Source organism: Paenibacillus sp. J31R109 (genome assembly GCF_059692055.1).
Window position 1 is genome coordinate 165,329 of sequence record NZ_JCAUAR010000009.1, and the last position, 11,509, is coordinate 176,837.

Sequence of the window (11,509 nt, forward strand, 5' to 3'; positions counted from 1 at the left end):
GAGGTGCTCCTTTTGAAAATAGATCGTTTACTCGCCATCACCATGCTGCTGCTCAATCGTCGACGCATAAGTGCCAAGGAACTCTCCGAACGTTTCGAAGTGTCCCTGCGCACCATTTATCGGGATGTGGAAGCCATTAACCAAGCTGGTATTCCCGTTGTTTCCTATGCAGGACTTAGTGGTGGTTATGAAATTATGGACCAATATCGACTCGACCGTCAGTTCCTGTCCTTGGAAGAGCTGCAATCGATCATCATCGGCCTCAAAGGGATACGCGCTTCGGTAGGCGACCAGGAAATCAGCAATTTGCTAGATAAGGTTGGTGCGTTAGTTGCCAAATCCGAACAACCCGCCGCAGCGCAACTAGGCAACCAGCTCATCCTCGACATGAATCCCTGGCAAAGCAGCCATCAAGATATGGAGCATATGACTGTTCTGCGCACAGCAATTAAGGAGACAAGGCTCGTCACCTTTTCCTACCTCTCTTCGCAAAGCGAATTGTCCGAGCGAACCATTGAGCCGATGGGGATCGTCGTGAAAGGTTTCGGCTGGTATTTGTACGGCTATTGTTTGCTCCGTGAGGATTTCCGTGTATTCCGATTATCCCGTATACGAACCATTGAACTGCTGTCCCAAACCTTCGTTCGCAAACAAAAAACCTTAGAAACACTTAATTATCGTTGGAGCAATAGAGACCCCGCCACCCTTATTACGCTCGTATTGCATGCACAGCCGAATGTGAGGGCAAAGATCGAAGACTACTTCCAGCCTGAGCAGGTGACCCTCCAAACCGACGGTACACTGCTGGTCAAAGCGATGCAGCCCGATGAACCTTGGCTTTATACCATGTTGCTCGGTTATGGACCCAGCTTGCGTATTCTCGAACCTTTGCATATCGCAGCAGCTGTCAAAGAGATGGCAGAAAAAATTGTTGCCCTCTATTCGAATCACTGACATGCTGTTGTCAGCAAAGTTTGTCTATACTGAGAATAAGAAGTAAACACATTGAGGAGGACAACCCCCATGATCAAAATGATTGAAGATTTCGCCATCGAATACAGCCGAGAAGCACAAGGAACACAACGTGTTTTTGACGTCCTGACAGATGCTTCACTTGCTCAGAAAATCACGCCTGAACTTCGTTCGCTTGGACAAATTGCTTGGCATATCGCGACGACCATCCACGAAATGCTAACTCGCACAGGGCTGACATTCGACGCTCCAGAAGGGGAAGAGATTGCCCCTGCATCAGCGAAAACCATCGCTGACACCTACCGCGCCTCATCGGCCGCTGCCATCGCAGCTATTCGTTCGCAATGGACCGACGAGAAGCTGACTGAAACTAGCGACATGTACGGTGATCAATGGCCTAACGGGCTGACGTTACGCGTCCTCATCTCGCACGAGATTCACCATCGCGGTGAAATGATTGTGCTTATGCGTCAAGCTGGACTGATCGTACCGGACATTTATGGACCTACACGGGAAAGCTGGATTGGCATGGGTATGGAGCCGTTGGTATAACACTCGTCGTTTAAACAGAAAGAGTTGCCTCACTAAGTCCTCTTACGGACTGATGGGACAACTCTTTTTTCATGCGGACTGTTATTCACCAACCAACCTCTTCACGGAACCATCCCGATACCCGACAATTACCTGACTTGCCATCCCGACAAATAGCCCATTCTCCACAACACCTGGAATGCTGTTCATGGCCTGATGAAGCTCCGCAGGATTAGGAATACTGCCAAAATAGCAATCGATGATGTAGTTCCCATTGTCTGTTACATAGGGCTTATTGTCAGCCACCCTGACTTGGGGCTCGCAGCCTAGTGCTTGAAGATTTCGAACCGTCAGTTCATAACCAAATTGGACAATTTCTACAGGAAGAGGAAAGGTGCCCAGTCGCTCAACGACTTTACTTTCATCAACGACCACGATCAGCTTCTTACTTGAAAAAGCAACAATCTTCTCCCGCAGCAGTGCGCCTCCCCCGCCTTTGATTAAGTGCCAATCAGCGTCAACTTCGTCTGCCCCATCAATGGTGATATCAATTTCTGTGATATCTGCAAAAGGAATAAGCGGGATGCCGAGCTCCTTGGCCAAATTCTCAGAGGCTACGGAGGTAGCAACCGCCTGAATGTTCAAGCCGTTTTGCACGCGAAGTCCAAGACCTTGAATAGCCCAATAAGCTGTTGAGCCCGTCCCCAAACCAACAATCATCCCATCGTGGACATCCATGATGGCTAGCTCTGCTGCTGCTTTTTTCGCTTCCATTTCTTCATGCACCTCACTTCTATGGATACGTTCTTTATCTCACTAGTTTAACACAATTCAGGAATTTAGCTTCTCGGCTTGGCTAGAAGGAATCCATGCGGGGATTCCCCTCATGGGCTATACTGGAATTAAAAGGAGGCGATCTCTGATGCAAAATAAAACGGTACTCATCACCGGAGCCAACTCGGGTATGGGCCTGGCCACGACAGTGGCCTTGGCCAAGCTTGGCGCTAACGTTATTATGCTCTGCCGCAGCCAGCAAAGAGGCGAGCAGGCGCTCGCAGAAGCACGCAGCCAAAGCGGATCCGCGCACATCGAGCTGATGCTGTGCGACCTCGCTTCGCTGGCGAGCATTCGCGCCTTCGCGGCAGCGTTTCTGGCAAAGCACGACGTGCTCGACGTGCTTGTGAATAACGCAGGCGTCGTCACCGTGAAACGGCAGACCACAGCAGATGGCTTCGAGGCTATGATGGGTGTCAACCATCTCGGTCACTTTCTGCTGACCCAGCTTCTGCTGGAAGCCATTATCCGCGCTCCGCAGGGGCGGATCGTCAATGTCTCTTCCGGCGCCCACAAAATCGGGCGCATCGATTGGGCGAACCCTCACCTGCAGCGAGGGTTCCGGGTCTGGAACGGATACGCCCAGTCGAAGCTGGCGAATATCCTGTTCACCCGCGAGCTCGCGAAGCGGCTCGCGTCTACTACCGCCACGGCCAACTCGCTCCATCCGGGAGCCGTGGGCACGAACATCGGTGTCGATCGCGACACCGGGTTTGGGAAGGCCGTGCATGCGATGCTGCGGCCGTTTTTCTTGACGCCGGCGCAGGGCGCGGATACGGCGGTATACTTAGCCACGAGCCCGGACGTACGGGCAGTCAGCGGCGAGTACTACTACAGGCGGAAGATTGCGCCTGTGTCTGTCAGAGCGAAGGACGATGCGTTAGCTCGTCAGCTCTGGTCTTGGAGCGAGGAGCAGGTCGGACTCGCTGGCGGCGCATAGCGGATAGCTGATCCCAGATAAGGGTACGTTATAGGGAGCATTTACCTTATGTTCGGAGTGTGACGACCTTGGACTTTTTTCGCAGTCAAGAATCACTAACCACCCTGCAATGGATATTACGAGCCATTGTAGGCTACTTTTTCCTGCTTATCACAGCCAAAGCCTTAGGCCAACGCTCCATCTCCCAGCTGCGGTTTCTCGACTTCGTCATCGCTCTCATCTTAGGTAATATCATGGCACATCCGCTCTCTGATGAGCACTTAGGATTATATGGCTCCATGATCACGACCGTTGCGATCGTGGTGCTCTATCTCCTAACCTCATGGCTGAGCCTAAAATGGAACTTCCTCAAGCATCTCTTTGAGCCATCACCATTGACGCTTATTGAGCACGGACAATTACGTTTAGATGGCCTGCGCAAAGCCAAAATCTCCGTCGACCACCTCTTCTCAGAGCTCCGCAAACAACAAGTTGAGGATATTGAGAAGGTTGCGCTGGCTCTGTGGGAGCCTGGCGGCATGGTCTCTGTCTTCCTTGAACCCCAGCATCAAACGGTGACGGCCAAAGATATGGCAATCTCGAGTGATCCTTTTTCCCTCGTGAAGCCACTGATTATCCAGGGTGCCTATGATACCAAGCTGCTCGCGCAGCACGGCAAAGATCTGGCTTGGTTGGAAGCACAGATGATGGCTGCACATGCTCAACTTGAGCATGTCATGCTCGCAACGATTGATGATCAAGACCACGTCCGTGTGTACACGGAACTGGATAAGTCGGATAAAGACGAATTGATGCTGCATTAGCGTTGATTCGTCTTTTTGTTGTGCCTTTTGAGTTATATGTGCATCTGGCTATACTTCCCTATTTTGTCCTAAAATAAATAGAAATGACCCCGCCTTAAGCATCGGCATCATCCCCAGATAGAGGACTGTCCTTTGCTGCCAGCGGGGTCATCATCTACCCTCACATAAACCGCTTTTCTACCCTTTTGCTAATGACCAAGGAAATCGCAATGAATAAGGCCACATAAATAAGCTCATACGGATTGTTCACGAACCTCTTCAAATCATAGCCAATAAAGCTTACGGACATGACCATCACCGCTTTGCCCGCAGCAACTGCCACGAGGAATGATCGAAACCGCATCCGTACCAGCCCTGCCGCCATATTAATGACCACGAAGGGGCCCAGTGGAAATAAACTAAGGATAAAAACATAGTTGAACGCTTGACGCCGCGCCCAATTGAGGCTTTTTTGAACTTTGGGCTTCTGCGACCAACGCACGAGATAGGGATGGCCTGCCACCTTTTTCACAATCGCAAATGTCACCAAGCAACCGCACACAATTCCGATCCATGAGTAGAGAAAGCCAAGCCACAGTCCATACACTGTCGCATTCACGCTAATAATGACCAGCGTTGGAAGTGGCGGAATGAAGGATTTCATAAAGGGAAGTAATAGTCCCGGCAGTGGACCTAATGATCGGTACTTGTCCAAAATCAGCATGAGATTCTCTTCGGTTAAATAAGATAAGAGCTCTTTGATATCCATATAGCGTGAAAAGCCGACAACCTTCGACCTTCCCTCTCCTCTCGTTCATATGGCACGATTATAGCACGACGGCCCCATCCGCGCACGATGAAGCACAAAACAAGCTGACACCGGATGCACCCAGTATCAGCTTACGTTTTCGAACTTATTTGAACTTATCGGGGAACTGCTTGATAATCCCATCGGACAACATATCGGCATACATGATCATATGATCTTCACCTTTGTCATAGGCCAGGATGTCGGCGTTCCAGTCCTTTTTGAGTCTTGCTGTTACTTGCTCAGTAATTAGTTTTAAATGACCATAGAGCATGTCCTGCTGTTCCTTCTGTGACCAGTTTGGGTTAGCCCCACTCAGAAACTTTGCGAGATCATCCGCATTCCGGTACCATTCCTTGTTGAATTTAGCTAGATCCGCTTGATTTCCAGATTTTGCTGCGTCTACGACACCGCCTGCTAATTGGATGTGCTCCCGCAATAGGTCAGCCAGCTTATTACCCGCTGCGTCTCCATAGTACGGCTTAATGGCATCACCAATATCCTGCTGATTCTTTAGCAACCTAGCCAACACGTCCTTCTGATCCTCAACCCCAGCAAGCGCACTAACGATATAGCTTCTTGTCCAACCCACATGATCGATCCATAGTCTCCTTAGATCTTCCTTGAGCTTCACTTTGGAAGGGTTCATGCAAAGCACAGAACCAGGCTCTTTCACAGCTGCCTGTGCGCCATTTGGTGTCAATGTGAAAGAGAGAACCATCGCTACGAGCAGCGTTACTAATAGGAACCTTCGTTTCATAAAAACCTTCTCCTCTGTAAACAATTCTGGAACATGGCTTATTTTGAGGAGATGCCACCGTTTTTATACCCAATCACTGCTGCTATAAACATAAAGCCCCTATTATCTTCGCTCGAAAGCGAGGCGCACCGCCAGCCCCGTTAACACGCTCCCCATCAACCACCGCTGGAACTTCAACCATTGCGGCCTCGTACCGAACCAACTCGCGATGTGACTTGCTGTTAGCACGATGAAGAGGTTGACGATAAAGCTCACCGAGATTTGCGTGAGTCCCAGCGCAGCGCTCTGCAGCAGTAACGACCCCCTAGCTGGATCCTCGAATTGAGGTAGGAGCGACACATACAGGACCGCAGCTTTCGGGTTGAGCAGATTCGTCATGAAGCCCATCAGAAATAACTTCTTCGGTGGGTCCACAGGTAGAACCCGAGCTGTCAGCACCGACCTAGCGCCTGGCTTAACAGCCTGCCATGCCAGCCACAGCAAGTAGGCTGCTCCGGCAAGCTTCACGGCATCAAACACAAAGGGAGCGGCCAAAAACAATGCCGAGAGCCCTAACATTGTAAGCACAATGTAGACTAAGAAGGCGAGTACAATACCTAATAAAGAGATAATCCCCGCCAGCCGCCCCTGCGTGACCGAACGTGAAATTAAGTAAATCATATTAGGTCCAGGCGTGCACACCATGCCTAGTGAGACTAGGGCGAAGGTTAGTAGCGTTGTAACTGTCATATCGCGGAAATCCTCCTTCTCCGTTAAACGTTTAGCAAGTGTAAAAGCAGACTTTTCTGCACATGCATCCGGTTCTCCGCTTGCTGATAAATGATCGAATGCTCCGACTCAATCACGTCTTCGGCAATTTCAAAGCCTGGATGAATCGGCATATCATGCATGATATAGGGGGCATACTTCCCAAGGCTCCGCTTATTAATTTGAAAAGGCATCATAATATCAATCCGTCTATGTTTCTCTTCTTGGTAATCGTCATCCCCGAAAAACTCCATATCAACCCACGTATCTGTGTAGATAAAATCAGCCTTTTTCATCGCTGCAGACAGAACTTCAATTTCCTCCACATACCCACTTTGATAAGCCCGCTGCATCAGTTCTACATCCCACGAAGCCTCATTGACGATTGGTGTGACCAGCAGCAGTTTAATCCCTAAAGTCATACAACCTGCAACTAAGGAATTTGCCACATTATTATGAATACCAACATAGGCCAACGTTACACCTTCAAAAGATCCTTTCACTTCGTACATCGTCATGAGGTCAGCTAGCGCTTGGCAGGGGTGGTATTTCTCACAACAGCCATTAATCACTGGCACTTGCGAATAGGCGGCTAGTTCCAGTAAATCTTCATGTTTCTTGAGCCTAGCCATGATGACATCGCAGTTCCTTGACACATAACGGGCTTCGTATTGTATGGGAGAAATTCGAAAATTACTAGAATCCCAATCCATATTTACTGCATAACCGCCCATCTGATGAACTCCTGATTGAAAGGAAAGAGCCGTTCGCGTTGATGATTTTTGAAAAAGCATAAGCAACCCCTTGCGCTCGCAGTGGTTGTAGTACGCCTTAGGGTTGTTTTTAATCTCAATGCCTTTGAATATGATGGCGTACAAGCTCTCTTTATCGAGTTCTTGCAGCGTTAAAAGATGTTGCAACTTCGTCACCGCCTATGTATATTTATACATTTTTACGTATTTTAATACATTTTATGTGGAGGGGAGTGATATGTCAATAGTTATATATAGCAGGAATTAGGGCATCGTTTCACGAAATTCTACAGGGTAAGTTTTTATTGCGATTGCCAACTACACCAGACAGCTCAGATTGCGCCTGTTCCTGCAATGAACTGTCGCACATTCTAGGGTAACAAGGAGAGGACGTATTTCCGTGAAAATTACGAAATTAGAATTGTTTAAAGTGCCGCCAAGATGGTTGTTTTTGAAAATCGAGACGGATGAAGGAATCACTGGATGGGGAGAACCTGTCGTAGAGGGGAAAGCCGATACAGTCGCAGCAGCCGTGATGGAAATGAGCGACCATATCATCGGGAAGGATCCGATGCGAATCGAAGATATGTTTCAGGTGCTGTACCGCGGAGGGTTTTATCGGGGAGGCCCGATCCTTTCCAGCGCAATTTCTGGGATTGAACAAGCCCTCTGGGACATTAAGGGCAAATTCTACAACGCCCCTGTTTATGATTTATTAGGTGGAGCTTGCCGCGACCGCACGCGTGTCTACTCCTGGATTGGCGGCGACCGCCCAAGTGACGTAGGCGAAGCGGCTAGGACGCAGGTTAAAGCTGGCTTCACAGCGGTCAAAATGAACGCTACCGAAGAAATGCATTACATCGATTCGATTAGCAAAGTAGATGAGGCTATCGCCCGCATTGCGGCTGTCCGTGAAGCTGTTGGCAAAGACATTGGTATCGGCATCGACTTCCATGGTCGTGTACATAAATCAATGGCTAAGATCATCGTAAAAGAGTTAGAGCCTTATCGCCCGATGTTCATAGAAGAACCCGTTCTGCCTGAAAACAATGAGGCACTGAAGGAAATCGCTCGTTATACCTCATGTCCCATCGCCACAGGAGAGCGTATGTACACGCGTTGGGGCTTTAAAGAACTACTCGCTCAAGGTATCGTCGATATCATTCAACCGGATCTTTCACATGCTGGCGGGATTTTGGAAACTCGCAAAATTGCCGCAATGGCCGAAGCTTATGATATTGCCATTGCACCGCACTGTCCGCTTGGTCCTATCGCATTAGCGTCCTGTCTGCAACTGGATATTTGCTCGCCAAATGCGTTCATCCAAGAGCAAAGCCTCGGCATTCACTATAATCAAGGCAGCGATCTGCTGGATTATTTGAAAGATCCGTCTGTCTTCCAGTATGAAGCAGGCTTCGTGAAGAATCTGACCGCACCCGGCCTCGGGATCGAAATTAATGAAGAGAAAGTCCGCGAGATGGCAGCCATCGGGCACAATTGGAAAAATCCAATCTGGCGCCAAGAGGATGGCACTGTGGCGGAGTGGTAGGAGAGGAAACTCACCTCTAGAAGCACAAATAAGTCGTCCTACAATTCCTAGAGGAATTGTGGGACGACTTATTTTATTGCGTGGTTAGGCTAAATTAGCTGCAGGAAATCCAGTTATGTCATTTGATGACCTGAGAATGACATGGAACATGTTCTTCTCGGGGAGTGAATGGTGCTGTGACGAAGTGTTAAAGTGGAATGAATAGGATCGCCTTCTGGGGAGGTGCGGTCTTATTTCCGTTCTCTTTTTGTTTCCCATTTCAGTTTGGACTGAATAAATTTATGTAATTGAACCTCAGGAATCTTTTTAAACGTTTTTAACCGTTGATCAGCGATCTTGAAAACAAGATCCTCACTACGACGCTCAATTGTTAAGATGTACACCACACGAAGAACTTCAACCGTTTCATTCGTAATACGGAAAACAATACGGATACCAGCATCCCTTAACTTAATCTCTTTACAACCTACCAATTTAGAATTCGCTTTATTACTGAGGGATTTACCTACCTCATCCGCGCGATAGAGCAGTTCATCAATAGCCTTATTAACAATACTAAGCACAGAATTATCTAGTTTGCGATATTCTTTCTCTGCCTCAACATCAAAACGAATATCGAAGCGTTCATTCATGAGTTTCCCTACGAATATCTTTCCATGACTTTGCTGATTCCGGATTTCGGCTCAAACGGTCCATACGCTCACTTAAAATACGCTCTTCCTCTTGTTCTTCAAGCTGGGTCAGTCGTTCAAAAAGTTGCTCATAATACTCATATCCAACTAGTACAGTATCCACTGCACCATTTTCTGTAATAAATTGTGGCCGTTGTTTCGCCTTTTTACGTAATTCACCAAACTTTTTGGATGCAACGGAGGAACTGACCAGTTGATCCGCTGTGAACGTTGGTTTAGCCATCGTAACCATCTCTTTTCTCTCCTCTTTACCCTATAGTATGATCCATGTAGTAACAAGTATACTCCATTTATAACACAAAGTCTTACGTAATTTATTACGTAAGACTTTGCACTCTTATTTAAGTTAAGCCTCCAGCGGATGAACCGCCTCATGGAGCAGCTGCTCCAGCTCGGCGGTGTAAGCCGCTGTCTGCGCTTCGCTCCAGCCGAAGCGCTCCGCCAGGAAGGCCGTCGCCGCAGCCTTCCACTGCCTTGCCCACGCGATGTCGAAGAAGAGGGCGCCCGTGCGGCGGATAAAGAAATCCGCCGGCTTCACGACCATCTCGCGCTCGATCGCGTACACGAGCGCAGCGAGCACCGCAGCGGGCATGCCGCGCCGCGCCGCCTCACCCCGGTGCTGCTCCAGCAGCGCGAATACGGTGTCCACGTTGGACCCGTACCGCTGCGCGAGCAGCATCGTCTCTGACTCGGTCAGCCCTAGCCGCAGGCCCTGGCTGACCTTGCTGCGCAAGAATGGCGCCAGCTTCGCGGAGCCGCCCACATCGCCGCCGGAGATCGGCAGCGTCTTCGTGCGGCTCGGCGGGAGCGCCGCCGAGACCTTGCCCTCCGCCACCAGCATGGCGGCGATTTGATTCACGACCGACTCCGCCATTTTGCGGTAGCCGGTCAGCTTGCCCCCGGCCATCGAAATGAGGCCGGATGCCGACACGAAGATTTCGTCGCGGCGCGAAATCTCGGAAGGGTCTTTGCCCTCTTGATGGATCAGCGGGCGCAGTCCGGTCCAGCTCGATTCGACGTCAGCCTCCGTCAACTCAAGGGACGGAAACATCTCATTCGCGGCTCTCAGCACGTAGGCGCGATCGGCTAAAGTAATACGGGGATTCGCAATATCCCCTTTGTAGTTCGTATCGGTCGTGCCGACATAGGTTTTGCCATCACGCGGGATCGCAAACACCATGCGCCCGTCCGGCGTATCGAAATAGATCGCCTGCCCCAACGGGAACCGGCTCTGATCAAAAACCAAATGAACCCCTTTGGTCAGATGCAAGGTTTTGCCCTGCTTCGAACGATCCATCTCCCGAAGGGTATCCACCCACGGCCCCGCCGCATTCACGATTTTACTCGCAGACAGTACATAAGACGCAGTTTGATCTTTTACATCTTTTACATCTTTCGCATCTTTCGCATCTTTCGCATCTTTCGCATCTTTTACATCAGCTTCCGCCAGTTGATCCACTACACGCACGCCAACCAACGTGCCATCCTTCACGATCAATTCCTCGACCTTGGCGTAATTTACCGCCATCGCGCCAAGTTGCACCGCTTTTTTCATAACCTCAATCGTTAATCGTGCATCATCCGTACGATATTCCACATAATAGCCGCCGCCTCTAAGATCCTTCTTTTTCAACAAAGGCTCGTGCTCCAAGGTGACCGCTGGATTAAACATCTTGCGTCGTTCCGAACGCTTAACCCCTGCTAAGAAGTCGTAGACCCGCAAACCAAGCGAGGTAGACAGTTTGCCGAACGTCCCGCCTTTATAAAAAGGCAGCAGCATCCACTCTGGCGTCGTCACATGCGGCCCATTCTCATAAACAATTGCCCGCTCTTTGCCGACCTCCGCTACAACCTTCACGTCCAGCTGCTTCAAATACCGCAGTCCACCATGCACCAATTTCGTAGAACGACTCGACGTCCCTGAAGCAAAGTCCTGCATCTCAATCAACGCCGTGCGAAGCCCGCGACTCTGCGCATCCAGCGCAATACCTGCACCCGTTATCCCGCCGCCAATCACAATTACATCGAATTGCTGCTGTGCCATCGCCTCGAGCGTCTCTTTTCTTTTTAACCCGCTAAATTGTGTATGTTGTCCTGTTCTCATTTGATCCGTCATCCCAATCTCTCCTCCATGTATGAAAA

13 protein-coding genes are annotated in these 11,509 nt (G+C 49.6%); 5 read left to right on the forward strand and 8 right to left on the reverse strand.

Annotation, left to right across the window (positions count from 1 at the left end; genetic code table 11):
* Positions 1–12 precede the first annotated feature (12 nt).
* Complete coding sequence (locus tag AC58QT_RS22100; RefSeq protein WP_497410932.1) at positions 13–954, forward strand: helix-turn-helix transcriptional regulator; 942 nt, start codon at positions 13–15, stop codon at positions 952–954.
* 69 nt (positions 955–1,023) lie between these two features.
* A complete protein-coding gene (locus AC58QT_RS22105; RefSeq protein ID WP_497410933.1) occupies positions 1,024–1,524 on the forward strand; it encodes a DinB family protein in 501 nt (166 codons plus the stop codon).
* A gap of 81 nt (positions 1,525–1,605) precedes the next feature.
* Here the strand turns inward: AC58QT_RS22105 and rpiA are convergent, their stop codons facing one another.
* A complete protein-coding gene (rpiA, locus tag AC58QT_RS22110; RefSeq protein WP_497410934.1) occupies positions 1,606–2,277 on the reverse strand; it encodes a ribose-5-phosphate isomerase RpiA in 672 nt (223 codons plus the stop codon).
* 148 nt (positions 2,278–2,425) lie between these two features.
* On the opposite strand from rpiA, the gene AC58QT_RS22115 reads away from it, so the two are divergent.
* On the forward strand, positions 2,426–3,277 hold the full coding sequence (locus tag AC58QT_RS22115) for an SDR family oxidoreductase (RefSeq protein WP_497410935.1): 852 nt from the start codon (positions 2,426–2,428) through the stop codon (positions 3,275–3,277).
* Between the two features lie 68 nt (positions 3,278–3,345).
* Positions 3,346–4,080, forward strand: coding sequence for a DUF421 domain-containing protein (locus tag AC58QT_RS22120; protein WP_497410936.1), 735 nt, complete (start codon positions 3,346–3,348; stop codon positions 4,078–4,080).
* 160 nt (positions 4,081–4,240) lie between these two features.
* Here the strand turns inward: AC58QT_RS22120 and AC58QT_RS22125 are convergent, their stop codons facing one another.
* The 4 genes from AC58QT_RS22125 to AC58QT_RS22140 all read right to left on the reverse strand — a co-directional run bounded on the left by AC58QT_RS22125 (position 4,241) and on the right by AC58QT_RS22140 (position 7,294).
* Positions 4,241–4,828 (reverse strand): TVP38/TMEM64 family protein, encoded by a 588-nt coding sequence (locus AC58QT_RS22125; RefSeq protein ID WP_310500063.1) that lies wholly within the window; start codon positions 4,826–4,828, stop codon positions 4,241–4,243.
* A gap of 145 nt (positions 4,829–4,973) precedes the next feature.
* On the reverse strand, positions 4,974–5,627 hold the full coding sequence (locus AC58QT_RS22130) for a glycosyltransferase (protein ID WP_497410937.1): 654 nt from the start codon (positions 5,625–5,627) through the stop codon (positions 4,974–4,976).
* Between the two features lie 102 nt (positions 5,628–5,729).
* On the reverse strand, positions 5,730–6,356 hold the full coding sequence (locus tag AC58QT_RS22135; RefSeq protein WP_497410938.1) for a LysE family translocator: 627 nt from the start codon (positions 6,354–6,356) through the stop codon (positions 5,730–5,732).
* 23 nt (positions 6,357–6,379) lie between these two features.
* Positions 6,380–7,294 (reverse strand): ornithine carbamoyltransferase, encoded by a 915-nt coding sequence (locus tag AC58QT_RS22140; protein ID WP_497410939.1) that lies wholly within the window; start codon positions 7,292–7,294, stop codon positions 6,380–6,382.
* A gap of 232 nt (positions 7,295–7,526) precedes the next feature.
* On the opposite strand from AC58QT_RS22140, the gene dgoD reads away from it, so the two are divergent.
* A complete protein-coding gene (dgoD, locus tag AC58QT_RS22145) occupies positions 7,527–8,675 on the forward strand; it encodes a galactonate dehydratase (RefSeq protein WP_310500059.1) in 1,149 nt (382 codons plus the stop codon).
* 230 nt (positions 8,676–8,905) lie between these two features.
* Here the strand turns inward: dgoD and AC58QT_RS22150 are convergent, their stop codons facing one another.
* The 3 genes from AC58QT_RS22150 to AC58QT_RS22160 form a co-directional block, all read right to left on the reverse strand.
* On the reverse strand, positions 8,906–9,307 hold the full coding sequence (locus AC58QT_RS22150; protein WP_497410940.1) for a type II toxin-antitoxin system RelE family toxin: 402 nt from the start codon (positions 9,305–9,307) through the stop codon (positions 8,906–8,908).
* Positions 9,300–9,590 carry a type II toxin-antitoxin system Phd/YefM family antitoxin gene (locus AC58QT_RS22155; protein WP_497410941.1) on the reverse strand — a complete coding sequence of 97 codons (291 nt, stop codon included), beginning with the start codon at positions 9,588–9,590 and terminating at the stop codon, positions 9,300–9,302. Before AC58QT_RS22155 ends, AC58QT_RS22150 begins: the two co-directional genes overlap by 8 nt.
* Positions 9,591–9,713: 123 nt before the next feature.
* Positions 9,714–11,483 (reverse strand): glycerol-3-phosphate dehydrogenase/oxidase, encoded by a 1,770-nt coding sequence (locus AC58QT_RS22160; RefSeq protein WP_497410942.1) that lies wholly within the window; start codon positions 11,481–11,483, stop codon positions 9,714–9,716.
* Positions 11,484–11,509: the final 26 nt, after the last annotated feature.